This is a genomic window from Streptomyces sp. NBC_00328 (assembly GCF_036139655.1).
GTDB lineage: Bacteria > Actinomycetota > Actinomycetes > Streptomycetales > Streptomycetaceae > Streptomyces.
Genome location: NZ_CP108013.1, coordinates 306014 through 332271, shown reverse-complemented (window position 1 = coordinate 332271; position 26258 = coordinate 306014). Strand labels below are relative to the sequence as shown.

Here is a 26258-nt window from a genome sequence, read left to right as displayed (position 1 = left end):
CCTCTGCTTCGTCGTCCCCGCGATCGGCGCGGACCTGGAGCCGTGCGGCATCCGCCGGCTGTGGGTCTTCGGCATCTGCGCGTTCGTGCTCGCTGGCCCGAGGAGTTTGAGCACGGCCGGGTGTTGGACGCGCGGGCCCAGGACCCGGTCCAGGGACGGGTGGATCTGCGTCAGCACGCCCCGCAGGCGGTTGCTGATGCGGGTTGCTTCGCCGGCCAGGTCGTCGTCGAAGCCGGTGATTATCTCCAGCTCGGCGATGGTCTCGTCCTGGAGGCCGACCGAGCGGAGCGTGTGAGGCATGACGCGGGCCGTGTCCGCGATGACGAACGCGTCGCGGGCATCTGTCTTGGCCTCGCCGGAATAGAGGTCGGCGATCCTTCTCATCGTCAGGCCGGGCAGATAGGCGAGCGGGCAGCCCATGTTCCGGGCCACTGCCAGCGGCAGAGCCCCGATCGAAGCTGGTTGGTCGACCACCACGAGCACGGTGCCGTGCTTGGCCTGCAGTTTGCCGAACACTTCGCGGAGCTTCGGCTCGCTGTTGGGCAGCCGCTTATCGAAGGCCTTCTTCCCGGCCGGGATGACGGCGGTGGCGTGGTGCTCGCCCTTGCCGACGTCCAGGCCGAGGAAAGCGCCGATGTCACTGACGTCGATCACATGCGCCACATCCACATTACGAAGAGCCTCCCGACCTGCGAAGAAGCCGGTGGTCATGCCCCTGATCGGCGGTCTGTCGATGCCTCCGGAGCCGGTGACACCACCCCCCCAAGACATGCGATCGGCAGGGGGAGAAAGTCATGCCAACTCCGAGGGCCGGGCGCCCCATTGCGGGGCTACCAAGAAGGTAAATGGGGGGACGCTGTCGTAGTCCGCCGACACGTGGAGCACGTCGTCCCGCACGGCATTGCAGGCCGGACCGACGGCGAGCAGCGCCATTCCCTCCGGGTCCGCGGAGGCGAGGGTGAATCTGCGCGGGTGCCCCGTCTGCGCGGCGCCGATCGGGTCTCAGGCCGCGGTAGCCGCGGGGGTGGGTGACTTTTCGGTCCTGAGCGCGATTGCTCCATGGGGCACGGTGACCCGCCGGGACGGGGCGGACCGTTTGTCCGCCGGCCACTGCTGTGGCTGGGCCGCGGTGGGGCCGGACCCGTTCCGGGATCGGATCCGATGTCGCTCCGGGCACAGCCAAGATGGAAAACGGGATCTTGGTTGTCGGTGAACCGCCGGGTGAGCGGAGGCCGCCGGTTGCGGTCCACTGGGCCTCGGGAGCGGTATCCATGGTGCTCAGGCGCCCGGATCGCTCAGCCGGGCCACTGCGGCCCACAGCGTGCCAGGAGTGGCGAACGTTTCCCGGCTGAGCGCCTCGTCGACGAAGCGCACCTCGTACTGCGCCTCCAGCTTGCCGAGCAGTTCCACGGTGCCGAGCGAGTCAAGGCCCGTGTCGCGCAGATCGGTCTGCGGGGTCAGTGGTTCGTCCTCGCCCAGAAACGGCAGGAAGCCGCGCAGGACCGCTTCGAAGTCCGGTCCCCAGTCCGTGCTCATACGTTTCGCCTCCACCCATTCATGCAGCGATCGGTCGCCGGATGCCGACGCTACGGCCGTGGGGGATGTCGCGTAACCCCTCATCCATGCCGTGCGCGCCCCTGGGCACCCCTATCCATGGCCTGGTGCCCCTGACGTGAACTGCCCCTGCGGCAGCGTTGCTTGACGGCCCCCGACGGTACTGTGTACCTTGTACGCGTTACTGCGTATGAGGCACGCTAGAAGCGTACCGTGTACGCGAAGGGGAGACTGTGTATACAGTACGAACGTGCGTGCCCCGTACGCAACAGTGCGGGACCTGCGTCATGGAGGCGGAGAATGGGCGGTAACTGGGCTGTTGAGGCGGCTGGGCTCAGGAAGTCGTACGGAAAAGTGGATGTCCTGACCGGCGTCGATCTGAAGGTCCCGGAAGCCAGCGTCTTCTCGCTGCTCGGCCCGAACGGCGCAGGGAAGACGACGATCGTACGGATCCTGTCCACGCTGCTGCGCCCCGACGGCGGGCAGGCCCGCGTGGCGGGGTTCGACGTCGGCCGGCAGCAGCGGGAGGTGCGGCGCGTCATCAGTCTCACCGGGCAGTACGCGGCCGTGGACCAGTTGCAGACGGGGGAGGAGAACCTCTGGATGACGGCCCGGCTGGCGGGCATCTCGCGGCGCGACGCCCGCCGCCGCGCCCAGGAGCTGCTGGAACGCTTCGACCTCGTGGACGCTGCGCGCCGCCGGGTCGCGACCTACTCCGGAGGCATGCGCCGCCGCCTCGACCTTGCGGCGGGGCTCGTCGGCCGCCCGTCGGTCATCTTCCTGGACGAGCCCACGACCGGGCTCGACCCGCGCAGCCGCCGGGCGATGTGGGATGTCATCACGGGTCTGCTGGGGGAGGGCGTCACCATCTTTCTCACCACGCAGTACCTGGAAGAGGCCGATCAGCTCGCCGATTCGGTCGCCGTGATCGACGGCGGGCGCGTGGTCGCCGAGGGCGCCCCCGCCGAGCTCAAGCAGAGGGTGGCCGGGCAGCGGCTCGACCTCGTCTTCGGCGACGACTCCGGTTACGACGAGGGGCAGCGCCTGCTGGCCGGCCGGGTCTCCACCGAGGACCGCTCCCGCCTGACGATCGGCGTGCCCACAGACGGCAGCGCGGCGCACGTGCGGTCGCTGCTCGACGAGATCGACCCGCAGGCCCGCCTTGTCAGCCGCTTCTCGGTGCACACGGCCACGCTCGACGACGTCTTCCTCGCGCTGACGGGCCGCCCCGCGCAGCGCCACCAGAACGAGAACACCAACGAGAACGACAAGGAGACCGCCGGTGTCTGAACTGGCCCTTTCCGCAGGCGCGTTGCGGCACCCCGGCAGGCCGGCGGCCGCCGTCCAGAACGCGATCACCATGAGCGGCCGGTGCATCCGCCTGACCTCGCGCGCCCTGGACGCCATCATCACCTCGGTGATGATGCCGGTCATGCTGATGCTGGTCTTCGTCTACCTCTTCGGCGGCGCGATCAAGAACACCACCGGAGGCGACTACGTCAACTACGTCGTCCCCGGCGTGCTCCTGCTCTGCGCCGGCTGGGGCGGGGCGGCCACCGCCGTGAACGTCAACATCGACATGAACGGCGGTATCGTCGACCGGCTGCGGTCGATGGACGTCGGCGGCACCGCTGTCCTCGGCGGACACGTGGTGGCCAGCGTCGCGCGCAACGTCGTCTCGACCCTGATCGTCTTCGGCGTCGCCCTGCTCATCGGGTTCCGTGCCGATGCCGACGCGGTGGGCTGGATCGAGGCGGTGGGCGTGCTGTTGATGTTCATGCTGGCAGTCTCGTGGCTCGCCTCCGTCTTCGGACTCCTGGTCAAAACGGCCGAGGCGGCCGGCGGGTTCTCCTTCATCATGATGTTCGTCCCCTACGTGAGCAGCGCGTTCGTCCCCGTCTCCACCCTGCCGTCCTGGCTGCGCGGGGTCGCGGAGCACCAACCGGTCACCCCGGTCATCGAGTGCCTGCGGCGACTGCTGAACGACCAGCCGCTCGGCAACAACGGCTGGCTGGCCCTCGCCTGGTGCGCCGGCATCCTGCTGGTGTCGGCGGTCCTCGCCGACCGGCTCTTCCGGAAGCGGGTCGCGTAACACATGTCCTGTGCGGTGCGCTGTAGGTAAGTCCGCCCCGTCCATAGACCACCGGTCGTCCGCGCCCCCCGTCGCGGACGACCGGTGCTGTAGTTTGCAGATCCGGCACGTGTATCCCTGACCACTCGCCTCGGGATAGATTGAGGACGTTGTGACTGGTTCCGATTGACATCATGAAACGAGAAAGTAGGGATGATGGGTAAGGAGACCGGAGTGAACCTGCCGACGAGTATTGAAGTGGCCTGGGGGCTGCGTGAACCGGTCACCAAGGGTCCAAAACGTGTTCTGAGTCTTGAGCGGATCGTCGGAACCGCAGTGACGATCGCCGAAGAATCAGGTCTCGGCGCTGTTTCGATGAATCGTATTGCCGGAGAACTGAATTCCTCGACGATGTCCCTCTACCGGTATGTGTCGGCGAAGGACGAATTGCTTCCGCTCATGGTCGACCAGGCGTTCGGACCCCCGGTCGCGCCGGAGGAGGAGTGTGCCGGCTGGCGGGCCGGTCTCGAGCACTGGAGTTGGTCCTATCTGGCTGTGCTGCGGCGTCACTCCTGGGTGATCCATGTCCCCACCGGCGGCCCGCCGTCCACGCCCAACCAGGTCGCGTGGACCGAGCAGGGGCTTTCCTTCCTCGCCGACGTGAACCTGCGCGAGGCGGAGAAACTGTCGACGATTCTGTTGCTGGCGGGAATCGTCCGGAATGATGCCATGCTCGCCAGCACGTACGAGGCCTTCGCGAAGGCGGGCGCCTCGGGTGGCGAGATCATGATGGACTACCGCAGGCTGATCGAGAGGCTTGCCGACAAGGAGCATTTCCCGGCGATCAACAAGGCCATCAAGGCGGGCGTGTTCGACAGCGCCGACGACCAGGACACCGAATTCATCTTCGCGCTCAAACGGGTTCTCGACGGTGTGGACGTACTTATTCGTGAGCGTGCCCAGTCACGTGCGTGAGTCTGGCTCAAAAAGGGGTTGATAGGGGTTCGGGGTGAGGTGAGGGGGTGATGATTAGGGGGCTGCGGGTATCCCTTCGCGTTGGCAATGCAGGGTAGAAAAGAAGAAGACAGCCTGACCTTGTGTGAGGGGCATTGCGTGCTCCTTCTGTCGGCTTTTTTCCATTGCCCCCAGCCAACGGAGCCGATCCCATGAGCCTGCACCTCCTGTTCATGAGCATGCCTCAGCCCGGCCATGTCTTTCCCAATCTCGCGGTCATCGAGGAACTGGTGCGCGAAGGGCACCGCGTGACCTTCGCGACGGGTGCGAGTCTGGCGGACGCCGTCGGCGCGGCCGGCGCCACGGCCGTGCCCTACGACTCCGTCTTCGACCGGCCGGAGCAGCTCGAGATGGGGTCGGAGCAGTCGGACATGGCCCTGGTCGTTCACGACGACGGTCTGGCCATGCTCGCCGCGGCCGAGTCGGTGCTCACGGACGACCGGCCCGACGCGGTTCTCTACGACACCATGACGGCGCAGGTTGGCCGGGTCCTCGCGGAGAAGTGGGGGCTTCCGTCGATCCAGCTGAACCCGATGTTCGCGTCGAACGAGAAATTCAACATGATGCGTGCCATGTTCACGCAGGAGGAGTCGGACGCCCCGGTCGACACCACCGAGAGCGTCGCCGCCGCGATGCCGCCCGAGATGCAGCAGTGGTTCGCGAAGACGACCGCGATGCTTGTGGACAACGGCATCGACACCCCGGTCGGCGAATGGATCGCGCGCGTGCCCGACTTCGGTGTCGTCTACCTGCCCCAGGCCTTCCAGTACTCGGGTGAGCTCTTCGACGACCGCTTCGCCTTCGTCGGCCCCTGCGTCAGCGACCGCGGCTTCCTCGGGACCTGGCAGGTGCCGGACACCGGCCTGCCGGTGGTCCTGGTCTCCCTGGGCACCGTCGTCAACGACCGCCCCGACTTCTTCAAGTCGGTGGTGGAGGCGTTCACCGGCGCCCCGTTCCACGTGGTCATCACCGTCGGCAAGGGGGTCGACCCGGCCACCCTGGGGCCGCTGCCCGAGAACGTCGAGGCCCACACCTTCGTCCCGCACCTCGCCGTCCTGGAGCACGCCCGGGTGTGTGTCACCCACGGCGGCATGGGCGGGGTCCTGGAGGCGCTGACCCAGGCGGTCCCGCTGGTGGTGGTCCCGCAGTCCTACGCCTCGGCAGCCATCGTCCACCGGGTCGACCAGCTCGGCCTCGCCCGCGTCCTGGACGCTGCCGACCTCACCCCCGAGTCCCTGCGCAAGGCCGTCGAGGAGACTGCCGCGGACGAACGGATCCGCGCCGCTGTGCGGGACATGCAGCGCCACATCCAGGAGGCGGGCGGCGCGCGCCGTGCCGCCCGGGAGATCGAGAACCACCTGCGCCGGGTCCTCGCCTGACCGGTCCGCGGCACCCACCTGCCCGTCAGCCATGTGCCCGTCGGCCATGGAACACACCCAGATTGGATCACTGACGCATGGGACAGCACGTTCTGTTCATGAGCATGCCCATCGCCGGGCACCTCTTCCCGAACCTGGCCGTGGTCGAGGAACTGATCCGCCGGGGGCACCGGGTCAGCTTCGCGACCGGGGAGAGCCAGGCCGAGGCCGTCCGGCACACCGGTGCCGACGTCATCACGTACGGCTCCTCCTTCGACGACGTCAAGAAGCTGAACCTCACCCAGGACCGGGACGGAGCCAACACCCCCCTGACCGTGCTCAAGGACGGCACCGCGATGCTGGAGGAGGTCAAGGCCCGGCTGGCCGACGACCGGCCGGACCTTGTCCTCTACGACATGCTCGCCTTCCACGTCGGCCGCGTACTGGCCCGCACCTGGGGCGTGCCGGCCGTGCAGCTCAACCCCATGTTCGCAAGCAACGAGCACTTCTCGCTGCACAGGGCCATGCACGACGCGCCGCCGGCGGCCGACGGCGGGCAGGAGGAGCAGAAGCCGCAAGCCCTCTCGGCCGGCATGGGGGAGTGGTTCGCGGCGCTCGCGGGACTGCTCGCCTCGCACGGTGTGGACACCCCGCCCGGTGAATTCCTCACGGCCACCGAGGAGCTGACGCTGGTGTACCTGCCGCGGGAGTTCCAGTACGAGGGCGACACCTTCGACGAGACCTTCGTCTTCGCCGGTCCATGCGTCAACAACCGGATGTTCATGGACATATGGCAGCCCCCTGCCGACGGCCTTCCCGTGGTACTGGTCTCGCTCGGCGGCATCTTCAACGAACTTCCGGACTTCTTCCACACCATCGTCCGCGCCTTCACGGACAAGCCGTGGCACGCCGTGATCACCGTGGGCAACGGCATCGACCCGGACGAACTGGGCCCGCTGCCGGCCAACATCGAGGTGCACCGCTGGGTGTCGCACAGCACGGTGCTCGAACACGCCCGGCTCCTGGTCAGCCACGGCGGCACCGGCAGTGTCACCGAATCGCTGAGCCTCGGTGTTCCGATGGTGGTGATACCCCAGTCCTCCGACACCCGCCCCACCGCCCGCCGGGTCGAGGAGCTGGGGCTGGGCCGTCGCCTGGACCACACCGAACTGGGCCCGGAGCTCCTGATCAAGACCGTGGAGGACGTCGCGGCCGACGGTGAAATCCGCGCCAACGTCGACCGGATGAAGGAGCACATGCGCACCGCGGGCGGCACCGCGCGCGCCGCCGACGCGCTCGAGGCACACCTGCGGCGCGTCGTTGCCGAGCCGGGGAAGGGGGGCAACGCCCATGCAGGTGCGTGAGCTGGCGGTGGCGGGGGCGTTCACCTTCACCCCCGACGTCCACACCGACGAGCGGGGCCTGTTCGTCGCGCCCTTCCAGGAACCCGCTTTCCTCCAAGCGGTGGGCGAACGGTTCTCCGTCGCCCAGATCAACTACAGCCGCTCTGCCCGGGGCGTCATCCGGGGACTGCACTTCACCCGGACACCCCCGGGGCAGAGCAAGTACGTCTACTGCGCGGCCGGGCGGGCCCTGGACGTCATGGTCGACGTACGGGTCGGCTCGCCGACCTTCGGCAAGTGGGACGCCGTCGAGCTCGACGCGGAGTCCTTCGGCGGCGTCTACTTCCCGCTGGGCGTTGCCCACAGCTTCGCGGTCCTGGAGGACGACACGGTCCTCGCATACATGGTCAGCAGCAGCTACGTGCCCGACCAGGAGCTGGCCATCGACCCGCTGGATCCCGAACTGGGACTGCCCTGGCCGCAGTCCGACCCCATCCTGTCCCCCCGTGACCGCGCGGCGGCGAGCTTTGCGGAGATCACCGCGCAGGGCCTGCTGCCGCGCTACGAGGACTGCGTCCGGCAAGAGGAGGCGTAGCGGTGTCCACCACCGGCAGCGCGCCGCGTGTGCGCGTGGTGGTCCTCGGGGCGACCGGCTGCCTGGGCCGGCAGATCTGCGCGACGCTGGCACAGCAGGGCCACGACGTCGTTGCTGTCGCCCGGACCTTCGCACCGCAGGTCGCCGAGCACCGGTTCCTCGCCCGTGACCTGGGGCGCATGACCGGCCCCGAGATCGGGGCGCTGCTGACCGAGGAGCGGGCCGGCGCCGTGGTCAACGCCAGCGGCACCTGGGAACGCTCCGCCGAGGAACTCGACTACGCCCATGTCACGATCCCCCGTCTGGTCACCGAAGGAGTGGCGGCCGCCGCCGGCCGCCCGCGGCTCGTCCACATCGGCACCATCCACGAGTACGGGCCGGTGCCGCCGGGCACCGTCATCGACGAACGGCGCGACACCCGGCCTGAAACGCCCTACGCGCGCGCCAAACTCATCGGAACGCGCACCGTGCTCGAGGCCGCCGCGGCCGGCCGTATCGACGCGGTCACCCTGCGGGTCGCGAACGTCTTCGGCCCGTTCCCGTCACCCAAGAGTTTCCTCGGCACCCTGGCGGCCCGGCTCCGCACCACCGGGCCCGGGGAGACCATCGAGCTGACCCTCGCTCCCGCGCACCGCGACCACGTCGACACCCGCGACGTCGCCGACGCCGTGGGCCGGGCCGTGCGCTGCCGCGCGGACACCAGCGGACAAGCCGTCAACATAGGCCGCGGCGAGGCCCTCGACCTGAGGGACCTTGTCTACGGCATGGTGGCCGCCGCCGGTCTGCCGCCGGAGGCCGTCAAGGAAGGCGGCACGCCGCTGTCGAGCGCCGGAGGCGGCGACTGGACTAGCGCCGACGTCCGCCGCGCCCGGACCCTGCTCGGCTGGTCGCCCCTCCACACCGTCGAAGAATCGCTCAAAGCGATGCTGGATCTAGGTGGTTGGTGAAGATGAAGGGAATCATCCTCGCAGGCGGCAGCGGAACACGGCTGCACCCGCTGACCCACGCCCTCTCCAAGCAGCTGTTGCCCGTCTACAACAAGCCCATGATCTACTACCCGCTGTCCGTGCTCATGCTGGCGGGTATCCGCGACGTCCTGGTGATCTCTGCGCCGGACCAGATCGGCATCTACCGCGCCCTGCTCGGCGACGGCGAGCGGCTCGGCATCAGCATCGACTACGTCGAGCAGGACGAACCCCGGGGCATCGCCGACGCGTTCATCATCGGCGCCGACTACATCGGGAACGACAGCGTCACCCTCATCCTGGGCGACAACGTCTTTCACGGCCCCAACTTCTCGGCGCTGCTCGCCGAGGCCACGCGCGACGTCTCGGGGTGCGTGCTGTTCGGCTACAGCGTCAAGGACCCCGAACGCTACGGCGTCGGTGAGGTCGACACCGAAGGGCGTCTGTTGCACATCGAGGAGAAGCCGGCCCGGCCGCGCTCCAACCTCGCGATCACAGGCCTCTACATCTACGACAACGACGTCGTGGACATCACCAAGAACCTCGCTCCGTCCCCGCGCGGGGAACTCGAGATCACGGACGTCAACACGGCCTACCTGGAACAGGGCCGCGCCCGTCTGGTGGACCTCGGCCGCGGTTTCGCCTGGCTCGACACCGGCACCCCGGAGTCGCTCCTGCAGGCGGGTCAGTACGTCCAGGTGCTCGAGCAGCGCCAGGGCGTCCGGATCGCCTGCGTGGAGGAGATCGCCCTGCGCATGGGCTACATCGACGCGGGGGCGTGCTACCGCATGGGCGTCGCCATGGGCAAGTCCGATTACGGCGTCTATCTGATGGACCTGGCGTCCGGCCGGGAGCAGGGGGAGTGATGAGAATTCTGGTGACCGGGGGAGCCGGCTTCATCGGCTCCAACTTCGTACGCCGCCTGATGAGCGGCGGCTACCCCGAACTCGCGGGCGCCCAGGTGGCGGTCCTGGACAAGTTCACCTACGCCGGCAACGAGGACAACCTCACGCCTGTGGCCGGTCATCCTCAGCTCACGGTGGTGCGCGGCGACATCTGCGACGGCCCGCTGGTGGAAGGCCTGATGGCGGACACCGACCTGGTGGTCCACTTCGCCGCGGAATCGCACGTCGACCGGTCCATCGCCAGCGCCGCGGAGTTCGTGCGCACCAATGTCCTGGGAACCCAGACCCTGCTGCAGGCCGCGCTCGGCAGCGGCGTCGGGCGCTTCGTCCACGTCTCGACCGACGAGGTGTACGGCACCATCGAGCAGGGCTCATGGACCGAGGACGAGCCGCTGCTGCCCAACTCCCCGTACGCGGCGTCCAAGGCGTCGTCGGACCTGCTGAGCCTCGCCTTCCACCGCACGTACGGGCTCCCGGTGTGCGTAACGCGCTGCTCCAACAACTACGGCCCGTACCAGTTTCCGGAGAAGGCCATCCCCCGGTTCATCACGCGCCTGATGTCCGGACAGTCCGTCCCGCTGTACGGGGACGGCCTGCACGTACGGGACTGGCTGCACGTCGACGACCACTGCCGGGGCATCGCCCTGGTCGCCCGGGGCGGAAAGCCCGGCGAGGTCTACAACATCGGCGGCGGTACCGAGCTGACCAACCGCGTCCTGGTCGAGCGGCTGCTGGAGCTGTTCGGCGCCGACCCGAGCCGGATCGAGCGGGTGCCCGACCGGCAGGGTCACGACCGGCGTTACTGCGTCGACATCACCAAGATCTCCGAGCAGTTCGGCTACGCCCCCGCCGTCCCCTTCGAGGAAGGTCTCGCCCGGACCGTGCGCTGGTACGCCGACCGCCGCGACTGGTGGGAGCCGCTGCTCGATCGGGCGGAGGCGGCTGCCTGATGCTGCAGCTCGCGCAGCGCGTCGCGCGCTCCGCCGCGACCCTCGCCACGCCGACCTCTACCCTGGACGGGTTCCGCGCGTGGTGGCAGCGGCAGCAGGCCGCCGACACCACGCGCGTGGAGCGGATCCCGTTCGACGAACTGCGCTCGTGGGCGTTCGAGAGGCAGACGGGCAACCTCGTTCATGACAGCGGGAGTTTCTACACCATCGAGGGCCTGCGCGTGCACCGGGACTCCGGTCCCGTGCCGGCCTGGACGCAGCCCATCATCCACCAGCCGGAGATCGGGATACTGGGCCTGGTCGCCAAGGAGTTCGACGGCGTCCTGCACTTCCTGATGCAGGCCAAGATGGAGCCGGGCAACTTCGGCGGGCTGCAGCTGTCCCCGACCGTGCAGGCCACCCGCAGCAACTACCGCCGGGTGCACAGCGGGAGAGCCGTCTCGTACGTCGACTACTTCACCGGCCCGCGCCGCCCCCGCGTACTGGCGGACGCCCGCCAGTCGGAGCAGGGCTCGTGGTTCTACCGCAAACGCAACCGCAATGTCGTCGTCGAGGCCACCGGCGATGTCGACGTCCTCGACGGCTTCCGCTGGCTCACGCTCGGGCAGTTGCACCACCTGCTGGAGTTCGACGACCTCGTCAACATGGACTCACGCAGTGTGCTGGCCTGTCTGCCCTTCGCCTTCGGCGGCACGGCGGACGGGCCCGGGGAGGTGAGCACCGAACTGCTCAGCTGGATCACCGACGCGCGCACCCGCCACGACGTGACTGCGGAGCGGATCGCGCTGTCGCAGGTGACCGGGTGGAAGACGCTGCCCGACCGCGTCACGCACGACGGCGGCGCCTTCTTCGACATCATCGCCGTCGATGTCACCACGGAGGGTCGCGAGGTCCGCAGCTGGACCCAGCCCTTGCTGTCGCCCCGAGGTGTGGGCGTCGCCGGCTTCCTGGTCCGGCGAACCGAGGACGGCCCGGATGTGCTGGTCGGCACGCGCGTCGAGGCCGGCTCCGCCGACGTCCTGGAGCTGGGGCCCACCGTGCAGTGCACGCCTGAGAACTACGCGGCCCTGCCCGCTGCTCCCGAGATACCGTTCCTGGACTGTTTGGTGCAAGCCCCGAAAGACCGGATCCTCTTCGACACGGTGCTGTCCGAGGAGGGCGGCCGCTTCCACCACGCCCGCAACCGGTACATGCTCGTGGAGGCACCCCCGGACACGGAACGCCACGCGTCCCCCGACCACCGCTGGGTCGCGGTGAGCGAGCTGGCCGGACTGATCCGGCACAGCCACTACCTCAACGTCGAGGCCCGCACCCTCATCACCTGCCTACAGAAGGTGCTCACGTGCTCGCCGACTCCGCCGCAGTACGACCTCTGACCGTCGGCGTCCTTGGGACGTCCTCCTTCGCCGGCCGGCGGATGGTGCCCGCGCTCCACGGCTGCCCCGACACCCGGCTCGCCGCGGTCGCGGGCCGGGACGCCGCGCGTGCGCGGCGGACCGCCGCACAGTGGGGCTGCTCGTCCCACGCCGGCTACGAGGAGATCCTGAGCCGCCCGGACATCGACGCCGTCTACGTACCCCTGCCCAACTCCCTGCACCACACCTGGGTCCGGCGCGCTCTGCACAGCGGCAAACACGTGCTGGCCGAGAAGCCGCTGACCACCGAAGTCCACACGACCACGGAGCTGTTCGCCCTCGCCGCCGAGCGCGGGCTCGTGCTGCGGGAGAACTACGCCTTCGAGCACCACGACCGTCACCGGGCGGCCAGGGCCCTCGTCGAGCAGGGAGGCATCGGGCAGATCCGCCACTTCAGCAGTTCGTTCTGCATCCCCTCGCTGCCCGCGGACAACATCCGTCACCGTCCGGACCTCGGGGGAGGGGCGCTCCTGGACGCCGGGGTGTATCCGGTACGGGCGGCCCAGTACTTCCTGGGAGACGAACTGACCGTGGCCGGTGCCGTGCTGCGGTGGGATCCGGACTACGGTGTCGACATCGGCGGCAGCGCGCTGCTGCGCTGTGCGGACGGTGTCACCGCTGCGCTGACGTTCGGGTTCGGGAACCGGTACGGAGCCGAGTACGAGCTGTGGGGCAGCGCCGGGCGGCTGGACACGCAGCACGCCTTCGCGGTGGGCGCCGACGACGTGCCGCTCCTGCGGGTGGAGGACGAGGACGGGGTTCGGCGCACCGCGCTCGATCCGCAGGACCAGTACCTGGCCGTCGTGGCCGCGTTCGCCGCGGCGGTGCGTGGGGCGCAGGCGTCCGGAGCGGACCCGGGCCACGAGGTCACGGCGGCCAGGGCGCGGCGTACGGCGGAGCTCGTCGCACGGATCGCCGACCTGGCGCGCACCGTGACCGAGGAGCCGACGCGCGAGCCGGCCGGGGCAGGGAGAGCGGGGGACCGATGGAGGTCGTAGGCCGTGGGTTTCTCGCACGCAATCTCGCCTCCGTCAGGAACCGGCACGCGTCCGTGACTGTCCTGGCTGCCGGGGTGTCCACCACCCACGCCACCGCGGAAGGGGAATTCGAGCGCGAGCTGGACCTGGTGCGCGAGACGGCGCGCCGCTGCCACCGGACGGGACGGACCGTGGTGCTCTTCTCCACCGCGTCCTCGGCGATGTACGGGACGACGGAGGCCCCGGCGAGCGAGGACACCGTCGCGCTGTCCGCCTCCCGTTACGGCCGGCACAAGCGCCGGGTCGAGGAGGTCGTCGGCGAGTCCGGCGCCCACTGGCTGGTGCTGCGGCCCAGCCATCTGATGGGCGCCGGCCAGCGTGCGCACCAGCTGCTGCCGTCACTGGTGGGCCAGATCCGGTCCGGTCGCGTCCGGGTCCACCGGGGCGCGCACCGCGATCTGCTGGACGTGATGGATCTCGTGGCCGTACTCGACGGCCTGCTGACCGCCGATGTGCGGGACGAGATCGTCAACGTGGCCAGTGGCACACCCTGCGCGGCCGAGGACATCGTGCGGGGCATCGAGCGGCGGCTGGGCCGCACCGCCGTGCACGAGACCGCCGACGGCGTCCGCCAGCGCACCCTGGTCTCCGTCGACAAGCTGCGCAAGTTGCTGCCCGAGGCGTCCGTGGCCGAAAGACTGGGCGGCGAGGGCCACCTCGACCGCCTGCTCGATCGGTATGTGTCCTGCTACTGATCCGGCTGGCCCTGCCCGTCGCCGGGTCGCGCCGTGCTCACGGTAGAGGGCCTGCGGCCGCCGCCTGTGCGAAGGGCAGCGGCCGCAGGCCCTCTCGTGCGAGCGGAGGCTTCAGGCCCAGGACGCCGCGGAGCGCTCCAGGGCATCGGCCGCGCGCGTGGCGCCGCCCGCCCGGCGGACGGGCTCCTGCATGGCGCGCGCCCGGGCCGCGGTCTCCTCGTCGGAGAGCAGCGTGTCCACGGCGGCACGGAGCTTTTGGTCGGTGAGCTCCTCCGGCGCGATCACCTCGCCGAGACCGAGCTCGATCACCCGGCGGCCGGTCGGACGGTCGAGGGGGCTGTGCGGCACCATGACCATCGGTACGCCGGCGCTGAGCGAGTCCATCACACTGCCCATGCCTCCGTGGGTGACGAACGCCTTGGCGTGTTCGAGCACGGCGACGTGCGATATCCAGCGGTGCGCCTCGATGTTGGCGGGCAGCTCGCCCAGTTCTGCCGGGTCCATGCTGCTGCCCAGGGTGAGGACCACGTGGAAGGGCGCGTCGGCGAACGCCTTCATGCCGGCGTCGAAGAACCCGGTGACATCGCTGAAGGTGGCCCCGAGCGACACCAGGACGACGGGCAGCCCGCTGGCCGGCGGCTGCCACTCACCCAGGAAGCTCCGGTCGCTGATGCACGGTCCGACGAAGGAGAACCGCTCGTCGAAGCTCTCGCCGTGGATCTGGAATTCCTTCGGCAGGAAAACTAGGTTCGATTGGGCGATGCTGAGGAAGAACTCGTGGAACGGAACGTCCAGTCCGTGCTCGGCCACCAGTTGGTTGATCGCCTCCACCATGACCGGCGGAGCGGCGTAGTCGGCGACACCGCCCTTGTCCGACTCGTCGAAACCGGAGGCGAAGGAGAACTTCTCGTTCTGTGCGAACGCGGGGCACAGCTGGACGGCCGGCAGCCCCCACTTCCGCTCCAGGATGCGGCCGGCGTGCGAGGTGGCGAAGTCGTAGACGACCACGTCGGGCCGGTCGTCGCCCAGCGCCGCATCGACAGTGCGGAGCATGGAGGCGCTCTCGTCGATCAGTAGCGTGAGCATCCGGGAGCCCAGATCCTCGTTGACGCTCTCGAAGTGACTCAGCGAGCGGTATTCGGACGCGTACGGCAGCACCGTGGCCCCGGCGGCACCGACCGGCTCGGACACCTCCTCCCCGGTGACGAAGGTGACGCGGTGGCCGCGACGCGTCAGTTCCTCCACGACGGCCAGATTGGGAAGGATGTGCCCGTGGTCGGGAATGACCAGGAAGAGAAAGTGCTGCGGCATGCGGTGTCCAATCTTTTGGATCGGGAACTGGCGTGCGGCGCATAAACCATTCAAAGGCGCGCCGTTTTGCTTGCGCCGGCTTTGCATGGGCCTGGACGCGGAGTATCAAGATGAACCCACAGTGAAGCTACCGGCGCGGGAGGCGGTTGCCACACCCCTAGCACCCCCTATGGGATGGAGCGGGGGACATGAAGTCAGTGGCGGATTACCTGGGGGCATTGTCTGGAAATCGATCGTTTATGTCGGGCGAACCGCTGAATCTGGTGCCTTTCGGGGAGATCGCTTGACGTCCGGCCATTCGGTGAGTGATGTGTTGGATGCTCACGGTGACCATGACGGTCGGTGGCGTGACCGGGAGCCCCTTGGGGTCGACGCCGTCGACGCTGTCACCTCGATGAAAGATTGGATATGGAAAGCGACGATCTGTGGCGGAACATGCGACCCGTTCATGACGTCGTTGCCGCTATCGAGAGTGATGGCTCGCTGACACTGCGCCACGAGTCCGGGCAGGAGGCCTTTGTGTGCGGTCCCGCCGGGGCGGTGATGTGGATCACTTTGCAGCGCCATGGCTGGCGGCTCGGGGCTGCCGCGCAGGAGCTGGGCCGGCTGTGGTCGATGGACGCGCTCTGGGTCCGTGTCGTGCTCGGCTGCTGGCTGGAGAACCTGCTGGAAGAAGGGCTCGTCATGGAGGTCTGAGCCGCTTCTTCTCCTTGGAGGGAGGCGTCGTCCGGCCTTCCCTTGAGCAGCTTTGAGTGCGCCATAAACTATCTGCGTGTGGTGTATACTCCACGCCCTCCGATGGCTTGAAGGCTTCTTGTTCAGGTCAATGGTTGAAGTGATCGGGGGTGCGCTATAGCATCGCTGGAGCTATGGTGCCGGTCGGCGCGCGTGGTGTCTCATTTGCATCTGCAGGGGGCTGTGGGATGACTGTGAGGTTTGGGCGGGCACGGGTCTGCCGTCGTGCCGCATTCTGATGAATTCGCCGAATGGTGCTGTACTCGCGATGTTCTGAATCGAAATGTCACGGGGGAACGGTATGGCAATTTCCGAATTTCAGGCTGGACGCAAGATATTTGAGACAGTTATCGCTGGTTTCCTGGAGCGACGGTCGGGAGTCGTCCTGATCGAAGGGCCCGCCGGGCACGGCAAGAGCGCGCTGCTGAGGCAGACGGAGAACGCGGCCGCATCCCTGGGCGCCCTGGTCCTCTCGGGAGTCTGCTCGGCCGCCGAACGGGGGACCCCGCTGGGCGCACTGCGGCAACTGCTGGCCGGTGTGCGCGAGGGCCTGCCGGCCGGCTTCCCGGCCCTCGGACCGCAGGCCCCGGCGGGCGTCCACGAGTTCTGCGCACAGATCGACGCCCTGAGCCGACAGCGGCCCGTGGTCCTGTGCGTCGACGATGTTCACCACGCCGACGAGGCGTCGCTCCAGTACCTCGGCACCCTGGCGCACGGCGCGCGGGAGCAGGTGCTCCTGGTCGTGACCAGGTCTCCCTACTTCGACCGGTCCTACCCGGCATCGCTGGACGGAGTGTCGCCCGGGGGCGGGGTCGAGCGGATCACCCTGAAGCAGATGGACGTCGAAGAGGTCGACAGCCTGCTGCGGCGCCAGTCCGGTCTCGCCAGGCACGGCGCCACGCCGCAGGAACTGCGCGACGCCGTCGGCGGCAACCCGCTTCTGGTCAGGACCCTCGTCGACGAACTGCACGACAGAGACCCGGTGGCCCCCGCCGACCCGGTGTCCGGGGCCAGGTTCGCGCGGGCCGTGCTGACCTGTCTGCGGCGCAGCGGCCACGCGGCGAACGACGTCGCCTGCGCCTACGCCGTCCTGCAGAGCGGCCCGCCGCCGGAGGACGTGGCCCAGCTGCTGGCGCTGCCGGTCACCACGGTCACCCAGGCGCTCGCCGCGCTGCGCGCGAGCGGCATCTTCGCGGGCCTTCGCTACCGCCACCCGCGCCTGGCCCGGCTGGTCCTCGAAGGCATGGATCCCGTGGCCCAGGCCCGGCTGCACCGACGCTACGCCGCGCTGCTGCACCGCACCGGCGCCCCCATCGCCGAGGTCGTACGGCACTTAGAGACCTCCCACACGTCGGACGAGTCCTGGACGGACCTGCCCTGGGCAGCGGACCTACTGTGGGAGCACGCGGAGCGGCTCATCGGCGGGGAGCAGCACCGGGAGGCGGCCCGCTACCTCGAACTGGCGCGGGCGGCCTGCCAGGACCCGGGTCTACGCGCGGCAATCGATCTCCGGTTCGCCGCCATCACCTGGCGGTTCGCTCCCGATACGGCCGAGCGCCACCTGGCCGTGCCGCTGCGCATGGTGGAGGAGGGCGGGCTGTCGACCGGCCGTATGGACGTGCTGGCCCGCCTGCTGAGAGCGCAGGGACGGATCTCCGAGGCGCGCCACGTGAGTGCCCGGCTGGCCGGACAACTCGGCGACGTGGACGGCGCCTTCGACATCGCGGCACGCCACGGCGGAGCCGTCCTGTGGGACATGCCCGAGCAGACCGGCGCGGACCTCGCCGCACACGAACACTTCCTCGCGGACAGCACCCTGTCGGAGGGAACGGTGCTGTCCATCGTCCGGGCGCTGCGCGCCCTCACCCTGTCGGACCGGCTGGACCAGGTGCCCGTCTGGTGCGCGCGGCTTTCCGAGGCGGCCATGCAACGCGACGCCCCGGGCTGGGTCTCGCTCTTCGCCACGCTGCACGGCGAGGCACTGCTGCGCCTGGGCGACCTGCCTGGGGCCGAACGGTGCGGACTGCAGGCCAAGGGGGCGCTGTCCGACGGCTGCCGTTCGGTGCTCGCCGGTGCCGCGCACACGCTCCTCATCGGGACCCGCACCGCCATGGGCAGGCACGGCGACGTCGCCCAGATGCTCGACACGCTCGCACCGGAGCTACTGTGCGACACGGTCTTCCGGCCCGGCTACCTGTATGCCCACGGACAGCACCTGATGGCGCTGGGGCAGGCCGCGGCGGCGCTGCACGAGTTCCTCGACGCCGGCCGCCTGCTTACCGCCTGGGCCATGGACCGGCCGCTCGCCCTGCCCTGGCGCACCGACGCGGCCGAGGCGCTGCTGCGGCTGGGCGAGACCCAGCAGGCCGAGCGGCTGATCGAACAGCAGCTCGCCCTGCCCGACGGCCGGCACCCCCGACTGCGCGGGGAGGCCCTGCGGCTGCGAGCGGCCATGGCCGCCACCCCGGAGCAGGGGCAGACGCTGCTGGAGCAGGCCGTCGAGGAACTGCGGCGCGGGGGAAACCGGCTGCAGCAAGCCAAGGCCATGACCGACCTGGGGCGGCTCTTGCAGTCCCAGGGGGACGCGGGCAGTGCCGGTTCCCTCAACCGCAGGGCCTGGAACGTCGCCCAGGCATGTGGTGCCCAGGGCCTGCAGGAAGAGATCCTGCCCGGCCTGACTGTCGCGCCCCAAGCCGGCACCCTCGTGCCCCGGCAGGCTCAACACGACGACAGGGGAGGCAAGTTGAGCGAGTCCGAGCAGCGCGTGGCGACGCTCGCCGCACAGGGCTACACCAACCGGGAGATATCAACCCAACTGTGGGTGACCGTGAGCACGGTGGAGCAGCATCTGACGCGGGTGTACCGGAAGTTGAGCATCAGCAGGAGGCAGGACCTGCCGGCCGACCTGCAGTTGAAGTGCGTGGAAGGCGCCTGAGGCAGGCGCCCCGGGAGCAGTCTCCGTAGTCCGGACAGGTGCGGCGACGACCTATCTGAGCGATTGAGGTGTGGACATGACGGTGGAGTCGTCACAGCCGCGGGAGCCGCGGGCCCTGCGGGTGTCGGATGCCGACCGGGAGCGGGTAGCGGAGGAATTGCGGGAGGCCGTCGCCGAAGGACGCCTTGACATGGACGAGTTCGAGGAGCGGCTCGAACAAGCCTACCGGGCCCGGGTCCACGCCGACCTCGCCCCCCTCACCGGCGATCTGCCCCTGCGGGGCGACAGCGCGGTGGCCCGTCGCAAGGACGGCGGCCCGGTGACCGACTGGCGCTCCCGCATCGGCGGCCGGCGCACCTCGTCCGGTGCCGTCGGCTTCCTCGGCGGGTTCCGCCGCACCGGACGGTGGACCGTGGGACGGCGCTTTCGGGCCCTGGCGTTCTGGGGCGGCGGCCAGATCGACCTGCGGGACGCCGACTTCGAGAGCCGGGAGACCGTGGTGCGCTGCTTCGCGATCATGGGAGGCATGCAGGTCATCGTCCCGCCGGGAGTGGACGTGGTGTCCCGCGGGTTCGCGCTGATGGGCGGCTTCGGCACCCCGGTGCGCAGCACCGTCGACCCTTCGGCACCCCGCGTGATCGTCACCGGGTTCACGTTCTGGGGTGGCGTGGGGATCGCGCGCCGGGCACCGCAGGAGCTTCCGGCCGATCCCCGTACGCAACAGCCGACGCTCGAGGCTTGAGCCGGGGCGGGCGCACGGCCGGTACAGCCCGAGCCCGCGCCCGTCGGTATGCCGAGGCCCGCGGTGGTGCGGCCTCACTCACCCCACTTCATGTAGATCACCGGCGACTCGCGGGTGGACAGCTGCCGCAGCGGGGCGTGGTCCAGGCCGAACACCTCGCGCAGCGCGGTGGTCTCACCCGGCCACTTGGGATGGGCCAGTTCGTCGAAGGCCAGGATGCTGCCCTTGGTCAGATACGGCTTGATGGCCTCGAGCAGCTCCTTGGTCGGCTGGTAGAGGTCCAGGTCGAAGTAGGCCATCGCGATGACGGTCTCCGGGTTCTCGGCCAGGTACCGGGGCACGGTCTCCCGTACGTCGCCCTGCACCACGAAGGAACGCTGGGTGTGACCGAAGACCTCGCCGGCCTCGTGGGCGGCCAGTACTTCGCGCAGGTGCTCCACCTCGCCGTCGGGCACCGCGAACCGGCCCGGCGTCGCACTGGTGCTGACCCGGTCCACGTCCTCGACGTCGGGGAATCCGGTGAACGTGTCGAAGCCGACAATGCGCCGCAGAGAGTTGTACGGCTCGTAGATGGCGCGCAGCGCGGTAAGCGTGGCCAGATGCCGGCCGTGCAGGACACCGAATTCCATGATGGTTCCCGGAATTTCTGGCAGCATCCGGTACAGGGCGTCCATGCTGAGCAAGTCGGCGAGTTGGTGGCGTCGAAGGTACACCGGCAAATTGTCGATCAAATATTTCGGGGGTATCGGGCTTTCCACGAAGAGCTTGGTGAGCTGCTCACGTACATAGCGCTCCTGCTCCGACTCGTGCGGCACAATTTTCGGGTCGGTGAATTTCTTCTCGCTCATGAGGTCCTTTCCTCAATTCGGCTCGGCCCGGAGGCTGTTGACGCGGCGCGATGTTACAGACCGAGCTTGACCTGGGCTCCGCCGTCGATCTTGAGGTGCAGGCCGGTGACATAGCGAGACTCGTCCGAGGCCAGGTACACGACGGCGTGCGAGACGTCGTCCGGGGTGACGTAGGGGATCGGCATCGCCTGGATACCGGTGAAGATCGGCATGGCGTCCTGGAGCGTCGGGGACTCCTTGTCGGGCAGGAACGCCTGGTACACCGCGTCGTTGAGGAGCATCTGTGTGTCGACGTTCGTCGGGTGCACGGCGTTGACCCGGATGTGCTGGGCGGCCAGCAGCTGGGAGAGCGTGTTGACGTACTCGACGAGCGAGTGCTTCGCGAAGCGGTAGCCGGCGAAGCCGGGCCCGGCCTGCGACACGTCGCCGTGCCCCGGCTGGAGTCCGACGATCGAGCCGATGACGACGACGGACGCGCCCTCGCCCAGGTGCGGCAACGCCGCATGCACGGTGTTGACAGCACCGGACAGGTTGATGTCGACGGTCTCGGCCCACGCGGCGATGGGGCGGCCCGCGCCGATGGGCAGGATGCCGGCGTTGGGGACCACGACGTCGAGCCGGCCGAGCTCCGCCACCCCCGCGTCGATCGCGGCCCGCAGCGCGGCACGGTCACGGACATCGGCCCGGTGCGCGGCCACGCGGCGCCCCGTCTTCTGCACGAGACGGACGGTCTCCTGCAGATCCTCGGCGCTCGCCAGCGGGTATTCCACGATGGGAATGTCCTCGCACAGGTCGATCGCGATGATGTCCGCGCCTTCCTCGGCGAGCCGCACCGCGTGGCTGCGCCCCTGACCTCGCCCCGCCCCGGTTATTACTGCTACTTTTCCTGTCAGTCGGCCCATCGGCCCTCCTTTTTCGGCACGGTCCGTGGAATCAAATACGTTCTCATTATTGAGGCGTTGGCAGGGATCGCAACACGCCTCTCACCCCTAAGCATGAGCCGGCCGCCCCCTGAGCGGGAGATAGGGGTGGGGATTGCACCGGGACTCGCATACCGTGACGCCGGGGGTTTACGGACCTTTGTTTCCCAGTACCGGCCCACAGATTTCAATGAGGCGGAGGGCGCGGAGTTGGTCGGCCACGTGCAACTGACAGATGAGAATGACGAAATACGCGTCGAGTCGTCGGCGCGGGGCGAACTCGTGCACCAACTCCTCAACGACGCCGAGGCGAAGGCGCCGGATGCCGCCGCGGTCCGTGACGCGAACGGCGTCTGGAGCTACCGCGAACTGGCCTCCTACAGCCGGGCGTTCGCCCGGTGGCTCCGGGAGCACGGGGTACGCCGCGGCGACCGCGTCGCGCTGCAGGTGCCGACCGGCCGGGAGCTGGCCGCCATGTTCTACGGCGCCTCCCGGTGCGGAGCGGTCTTCGTCCCGCTCAATCCGGCCATGAAGGCGTTCCACCTGCGCCACGTGCTGGACAACGCCCAGCCAGTCCTGGTCATCGGGGACGAGACGAGCGCCGGAACGCTCGCCGAGGCGGGCGCCGCAGCCGTGGAACCGGTGAGCGTCCTGTGGGCCCGCGTCGAGGAACTCCGCACCCAGGGCGCCGACTTCACCGACCCCCAGGTGCGTCCCGACGACGTGGCGACCCTCGTCTACACCTCCGGCTCGACGGCGGTACCCAAGGCCGTCGTCTGCCCTCACGCCCAAGTGACCTTCGCTTCGCGGGCGTTGACCCAAGCCCTTGGCTACCGCGGTGACGACGTGGTGCTGTGCCGGTTCCCCATGTCGTGGGACTACGGGCTCTACAAGGTCCTGATGACCTGCGCCGTCCAGTGCGAAGTCGTCCTCGCCGAGCGGGAGTCGGACCTGACGATCCTGCGCTGGATGCGGGAGACCGGCGTCACCGTCGTTCCGCTCGTCCCCTCGTTCGCCACGATGATCGTCACCCTGGCCGCGCGGGACGGGGCCGAGCAGGCCCCGGTGCGGATGTTCACCAACACCGGCGCGGCCCTGCCCCAGGCCACCATCGAAGCCCTGCGCGCCCACTTCCCCGGTGCCAAGGTGGTGCGCCAGTACGGCCAGACGGAGGCCAAACGCATCACCGTCATGCCGCCCGAGGCGGACACGGAACGCCCCGGATCCGTGGGACTTCCACTGCCGGGAACGCAGGTGCTGATCATGGACGCCGAGGGGCGCCCGGTCCCCGTCGGCAAGGTGGGCGAGATCGTCGCCGTCGGCCCGCACGTGATGCGCGGCTACTGGAAGACCCCCGAGGTCACCGCGGCCGCCTTCCGCTCCGATCCCGTCACGGGCGCGCCCCGCCTGCACACCGGTGACTACGGCCGACTCGACGCCGACGGCTACCTCTACTTCGAGGGGCGCCGCGACGACATGTTCAAACGCAAGGGAATCCGCATGAGCACACTGGAGATCGAGGCCGCCGCGCTGGACGTGCCCGGTGTCCGCGCGGCGGCCGCGGTTCCCCCCGGCGACACGCACGACCTGGCGCTGTTCGTCGAGGGCGACCTGACACCCGGCGTGCTGCGCAAGGAAATGGCCCGGCGCCTGGAGCCGGCCAAGGTGCCAGCCGTCTGCCGGGTCCTCGACACCTTCCCGCTCACCCAGCACGGCAAGAACTCCCGCCAGGAACTCGCCCGACTGCTCGACCTGCCCGACGGAGGAGCGAAATGAGCGCCGCCTCCACCGATCCGGGCCGACTGGCCGCTCAGTACGGAACCCCGCTGTACGTGTACGACCTCGACCGGGTCCGCGCCGCACGGCGGGACCTGTTCGGCTGGCTGCCAAACGGCTTCGAGGTGTTCTACGCCTTCAAGGCCAATCCGCATCCCGACCTGGCCCGTGCCCTGCGCGACGGCGACGGCCCCGCCTGTAAGGCCGAGATCAGTTCGACCGGCGAGCTGGCCGCCGCCCGGGCCGCGGGCTTCGCGGGCGCCGACATCCTCTACACCGGCCCGGGAAAGACCCCCGGCGAGCTGGCCGAGGTCGTCGCCGCGGGCGTGGGCACCTTCTCCGCGGAGTCCCTGTCCGACCTGCGGCACATCGGCGCCGCCGCACGGGCCCAAGGAACGGTCGCCGACTGCCTGCTGCGCATCAACAGCGCCTCGGCGAGCGCCACCACCAGCATCCGGATGACCGGTACTCCCACGCAGTTCGGCATCGACAGCGAGACCGTCGGCGACCTCGCCGACGCACTGCGCGCCACCCCCGGCACCCGCGTGCGGGGCCTGCACCTGTTCTCCCAGAGCAACGCCCGCGACGAGGCCGCGCTGATCGACGAGCTCTCCCACACCCTCGCCGTGGCGGCGGCTGTGCAGGACGACCTCGGCATCCCCCTGCAACTCCTCGACATCGGGGGCGGGTTCTCCGCGCCCTACGCCCAGCACGGCGAGCGGGCCCGCTACCCGAAGCTGAGAGGCGAACTCGAAGCCGCCCTCGATCTGCACTTCCCGAACTGGCGCTCCGGCAGCCCCCGGCTGGCCGTGGAATCGGGCCGCTACCTGTCCGGCGACAGCGGGACGCTCGTCGCCCGCGTCAGCAACGTCAAGGTCAGCCGCGGCATGAAGTTCGTCGTCCTCGACGCGGGCATCAACACCTTCGGCGGCATGTCCGGGCTCGGCCGCCTCCTCCCCGTCTCGGTCGATGTCGCCGTCGGCACGACCACGGAGAAGGCCACGCTGGCCGGACCGCTGTGTACCCCCGGCGACGTCCTGGGCCGGCAGATCGATGTCCCGGCCGGCCTGACGGCGGGTGACCTGGTGCAGGTGGCCAACGCCGGCGCCTACGGTCCGACCGCCAGCCTCCTGATGTTCCTGGGGCGTCCGGCGCCGGTCGAGGTCGCCGTCAGCGGTGGCGAGGTGGTGTCCGCGACGCGCATCGAGCACGTGCGCAACCCCGCGACAGGAGCGGCCCCGTGAGCACGGAAGCGGTGCCTGCCCACGGCACACCCCAGCGCAGTCGAGGAACCGTGATCGTCTCCTCACTGGCCTCCGACGCGCACACCTGGAATCTCGTCTACCTGCAACTGCTCATCGAGGAATGCGGATACGACGTGGTCAACCTCGGCCCGTGCGTGTCCGACGAGCTGCTGGTCGCCGAATGCGCCGCCATCGCCCCCGACATGGTGGTGATCAGCAGCGTGAACGGGCACGGCTACCAGGACGGCATCCGCGCGATCCGGGCGCTGCGCTCCCAGGCACCGCTCGCGCGGACACCTGTCGTGATCGGCGGCAAACTCGGCACCGACGGACCGGACTGCGCCGGCCGGGTGCGTGAACTGACCCGCGCCGGATTCGACGCGGTCTTCGAGGACGGCCAGGACCCCAGCGCCTCCTTCCGCGGCTTCCTGACCACCGTCCAGCGGGCCGAACTGACCGCAGTGCCCGAACCGGGCCCGCTCAGGATCGGCGTATGACGCACGGTCTGCCCCTGCCGGGGCTGGGCGCCGCCGCCCTCCAGGCCCCGCCGGACTTCGGCGCGTTCGTACGCCACAGGGGAGCCCGCGACCGCCTCGTCGTCCAACCGCGCATGGGCTTCGGCGATCCGGCAGGGATGCGCCGCGGGCTCCTCGCCACCAAGCGAGCCGCCGCCACCACCGTCGGCACGCTCACACTCGACAGTTACACGAGGGTGGGCGACCTGGCCGCGGTGCGGACCGCGCTGCGCGAGGGCACAGACCTCAACGGGTACCCCCTGGTCAGCCACCCCGTGGCCACCACGGCCGCACTGCTCGGCGGCGTCCGCGACGACGGCTTCCCGGTCCAGGTGCGCCACGGCTCCGCCGTCCCCATCGACATCTTCCGCGCTCTGATCCGACTGGGCCTGAACGCGACCGAGGGCGGTCCGGTGTCGTACTGCCTGCCGTACGGGCGCACGCCCCTGGACGAATCCGTACGCAACTGGCGCCAGTGCTGCGAGATGTACTCCCGGCTGCGCGAGACCGGCGTCGAGCCGCACCTGGAGACCTTCGGCGGCTGCATGCTGGGCCAGCTGTGCCCGCCCTCGCAGCTCGTGGCGATCAGCCTGCTCGAAGCGCTCTTCTTCGCCCAGCACGGCATCCGCTCGCTGTCCTTGAGCTACGCCCAGCAGACCGACATCGGACAGGACCACGAAGCCGTACTGGCGCTGCGCCGGCTGTGCGCCGAGCTGCTGCCCACACCGAACTGGCACATCGTCGTCTACGCGTACATGGGGGTCTACCCGCAGACCCCCCAGGGCGCCCGGCGCCTGCTCGGACAGGCCGCCGCGCTCGCCGTCACCAGCGGTGCGCCGCGCCTGATCGTCAAGACGGTCGCCGAGGCACACCGCATTCCCACCATCGCCGAGAACGTGCAGGCGCTGGAGCACGCGGGCGCGGTGGCGCGGGCCGTGGCCCTGGACGCCGCGGCCGGCCACGAGCCCGCCGAGTCCCAGGTCTACACCGAGGCCCGCGCCCTGGTCGACACGGTCCTCGACCTGCACGACGACGTCGGCGCGGCACTGCTCGCCGCGTTCCGCCGCGGACTCCTCGACATCCCCTACTGCGTCCACCCCGACAACGCGGGCCGGGCCCGCAGCCGCATCGACACCGACGGCCGGCTGCGCTGGAGCGAACTCGGCAACCTGCCGCTGCGGGGCATCGCCGAGCGTGCCACGGCCCGCAGGACCGGCTCGGCTGAGCTGCTCGAGGACCTCTTCCACCTGCGCTCCGTCTACGACGACCCCACCCACCCGCGCTCTGCTGAACTCGCCCTGAATGAAGGGCCGGGGTAGGGGCGGATAGG

Annotated in this window: 23 protein-coding genes and 1 pseudogene; 19 read left to right on the top strand and 5 right to left on the bottom strand. The window is 69.5% G+C overall.

Annotated elements, in window-relative coordinates; translation table 11 throughout:
- Window positions 1–48: 48 nt before the first annotated feature.
- Both OG485_RS01270 and OG485_RS01265 read right to left on the bottom strand, forming a co-directional pair.
- A pseudogene (locus OG485_RS01270) lies at window positions 49–654 on the bottom strand (IS110 family transposase); the annotation flags it as partial.
- 624 nt (window positions 655–1278) lie between these two features.
- Window positions 1279–1536: a phosphopantetheine-binding protein gene (locus OG485_RS01265; protein ID WP_328663574.1), complete on the bottom strand. Its 258-nt coding sequence runs from the start codon at window positions 1534–1536 to the stop codon at window positions 1279–1281.
- A 318-nt stretch (window positions 1537–1854) separates the two neighbouring features.
- On the opposite strand from OG485_RS01265, the gene OG485_RS01260 reads away from it, so the two are divergent.
- The 12 genes from OG485_RS01260 to OG485_RS01205 all read left to right on the top strand — a co-directional run bounded on the left by OG485_RS01260 (window position 1855) and on the right by OG485_RS01205 (window position 13902).
- Window positions 1855–2844, top strand: a complete 990-nt coding sequence (locus OG485_RS01260; RefSeq protein ID WP_328663572.1) for an ATP-binding cassette domain-containing protein — start codon at window positions 1855–1857, stop codon at window positions 2842–2844.
- On the top strand, window positions 2837–3646 hold the full coding sequence (locus tag OG485_RS01255; RefSeq protein ID WP_443048641.1) for an ABC transporter permease: 810 nt from the start codon (window positions 2837–2839) through the stop codon (window positions 3644–3646). Before OG485_RS01260 ends, OG485_RS01255 begins: the two co-directional genes overlap by 8 nt.
- A gap of 213 nt (window positions 3647–3859) precedes the next feature.
- Window positions 3860–4600 (top strand): TetR/AcrR family transcriptional regulator, encoded by a 741-nt coding sequence (locus OG485_RS01250; RefSeq protein WP_328663570.1) that lies wholly within the window; start codon window positions 3860–3862, stop codon window positions 4598–4600.
- 191 nt (window positions 4601–4791) lie between these two features.
- Window positions 4792–6018 (top strand): macrolide family glycosyltransferase, encoded by a 1227-nt coding sequence (locus OG485_RS01245; protein WP_328663568.1) that lies wholly within the window; start codon window positions 4792–4794, stop codon window positions 6016–6018.
- Window positions 6019–6116: 98 nt separating this feature from the next.
- The gene (locus OG485_RS01240) at window positions 6117–7361 is read left to right on the top strand and encodes a macrolide family glycosyltransferase (RefSeq protein WP_328663566.1); all 1245 of its coding nucleotides are present in this window, start codon (window positions 6117–6119) and stop codon (window positions 7359–7361) included.
- Window positions 7348–7935: a dTDP-4-dehydrorhamnose 3,5-epimerase family protein gene (locus tag OG485_RS01235; protein WP_328663564.1), complete on the top strand. Its 588-nt coding sequence runs from the start codon at window positions 7348–7350 to the stop codon at window positions 7933–7935. The genes OG485_RS01240 and OG485_RS01235 overlap by 14 nt, the downstream gene beginning before the upstream one ends.
- 2 nt (window positions 7936–7937) lie before the next feature.
- Complete coding sequence (locus OG485_RS01230; protein WP_328663562.1) at window positions 7938–8882, top strand: NAD-dependent epimerase/dehydratase family protein; 945 nt, start codon at window positions 7938–7940, stop codon at window positions 8880–8882.
- A 2-nt stretch (window positions 8883–8884) separates the two neighbouring features.
- The gene (gene rfbA, locus OG485_RS01225; protein WP_328663560.1) at window positions 8885–9766 is read left to right on the top strand and encodes a glucose-1-phosphate thymidylyltransferase RfbA; all 882 of its coding nucleotides are present in this window, start codon (window positions 8885–8887) and stop codon (window positions 9764–9766) included.
- Window positions 9766–10755: a dTDP-glucose 4,6-dehydratase gene (rfbB, locus tag OG485_RS01220; protein ID WP_328663558.1), complete on the top strand. Its 990-nt coding sequence runs from the start codon at window positions 9766–9768 to the stop codon at window positions 10753–10755. Before rfbA ends, rfbB begins: the two co-directional genes overlap by 1 nt.
- Window positions 10755–12131, top strand: coding sequence for an NDP-hexose 2,3-dehydratase family protein (locus tag OG485_RS01215; protein ID WP_328663556.1), 1377 nt, complete (start codon window positions 10755–10757; stop codon window positions 12129–12131). Before rfbB ends, OG485_RS01215 begins: the two co-directional genes overlap by 1 nt.
- Window positions 12098–13168 carry a Gfo/Idh/MocA family protein gene (locus tag OG485_RS01210; protein ID WP_328663554.1) on the top strand — a complete coding sequence of 357 codons (1071 nt, stop codon included), beginning with the start codon at window positions 12098–12100 and terminating at the stop codon, window positions 13166–13168. Before OG485_RS01215 ends, OG485_RS01210 begins: the two co-directional genes overlap by 34 nt.
- A gap of 53 nt (window positions 13169–13221) precedes the next feature.
- Window positions 13222–13902, top strand: a complete 681-nt coding sequence (locus tag OG485_RS01205) for an NAD-dependent epimerase/dehydratase family protein (RefSeq protein ID WP_328663552.1) — start codon at window positions 13222–13224, stop codon at window positions 13900–13902.
- Between the two features lie 111 nt (window positions 13903–14013).
- On the opposite strand, the gene OG485_RS01200 is transcribed toward OG485_RS01205, so the two are convergent.
- Complete coding sequence (locus tag OG485_RS01200) at window positions 14014–15213, bottom strand: macrolide family glycosyltransferase (RefSeq protein WP_328663550.1); 1200 nt, start codon at window positions 15211–15213, stop codon at window positions 14014–14016.
- A gap of 408 nt (window positions 15214–15621) precedes the next feature.
- On the opposite strand from OG485_RS01200, the gene OG485_RS01195 reads away from it, so the two are divergent.
- From OG485_RS01195 to OG485_RS01185, 3 genes are all read left to right on the top strand, one after another.
- Window positions 15622–15909, top strand: coding sequence for a hypothetical protein (locus OG485_RS01195; RefSeq protein ID WP_328663549.1), 288 nt, complete (start codon window positions 15622–15624; stop codon window positions 15907–15909).
- Window positions 15910–16249: 340 nt separating this feature from the next.
- The gene (locus OG485_RS01190; RefSeq protein WP_328663547.1) at window positions 16250–18883 is read left to right on the top strand and encodes a helix-turn-helix transcriptional regulator; all 2634 of its coding nucleotides are present in this window, start codon (window positions 16250–16252) and stop codon (window positions 18881–18883) included.
- A gap of 76 nt (window positions 18884–18959) precedes the next feature.
- Window positions 18960–19625, top strand: coding sequence for a DUF1707 SHOCT-like domain-containing protein (locus tag OG485_RS01185; protein WP_328663545.1), 666 nt, complete (start codon window positions 18960–18962; stop codon window positions 19623–19625).
- 74 nt (window positions 19626–19699) lie between these two features.
- On the opposite strand, the gene OG485_RS01180 is transcribed toward OG485_RS01185, so the two are convergent.
- Window positions 19700–20473: a class I SAM-dependent methyltransferase gene (locus tag OG485_RS01180; RefSeq protein ID WP_328663543.1), complete on the bottom strand. Its 774-nt coding sequence runs from the start codon at window positions 20471–20473 to the stop codon at window positions 19700–19702.
- A gap of 53 nt (window positions 20474–20526) precedes the next feature.
- The gene (locus OG485_RS01175) at window positions 20527–21375 is read right to left on the bottom strand and encodes a mycofactocin-coupled SDR family oxidoreductase (protein WP_328663542.1); all 849 of its coding nucleotides are present in this window, start codon (window positions 21373–21375) and stop codon (window positions 20527–20529) included.
- 246 nt (window positions 21376–21621) lie between these two features.
- Here OG485_RS01175 and OG485_RS01170 point away from each other — a divergent pair, with 246 nt between their 5' ends.
- From OG485_RS01170 to OG485_RS01155, 4 genes are read left to right on the top strand one after another with little or no spacing between them, the layout of a single operon-like run.
- On the top strand, window positions 21622–23169 hold the full coding sequence (locus OG485_RS01170) for an AMP-binding protein (protein WP_443048889.1): 1548 nt from the start codon (window positions 21622–21624) through the stop codon (window positions 23167–23169).
- A complete protein-coding gene (locus tag OG485_RS01165; RefSeq protein ID WP_328663540.1) occupies window positions 23166–24413 on the top strand; it encodes a type III PLP-dependent enzyme in 1248 nt (415 codons plus the stop codon). The genes OG485_RS01170 and OG485_RS01165 overlap by 4 nt, the downstream gene beginning before the upstream one ends.
- Window positions 24410–24910 (top strand): cobalamin B12-binding domain-containing protein, encoded by a 501-nt coding sequence (locus OG485_RS01160; protein ID WP_328663539.1) that lies wholly within the window; start codon window positions 24410–24412, stop codon window positions 24908–24910. The genes OG485_RS01165 and OG485_RS01160 overlap by 4 nt, the downstream gene beginning before the upstream one ends.
- The gene (locus OG485_RS01155) at window positions 24907–26247 is read left to right on the top strand and encodes a methylaspartate mutase (protein ID WP_328663537.1); all 1341 of its coding nucleotides are present in this window, start codon (window positions 24907–24909) and stop codon (window positions 26245–26247) included. Before OG485_RS01160 ends, OG485_RS01155 begins: the two co-directional genes overlap by 4 nt.
- The last annotated feature ends 11 nt before the right edge of the window (window positions 26248–26258 follow it).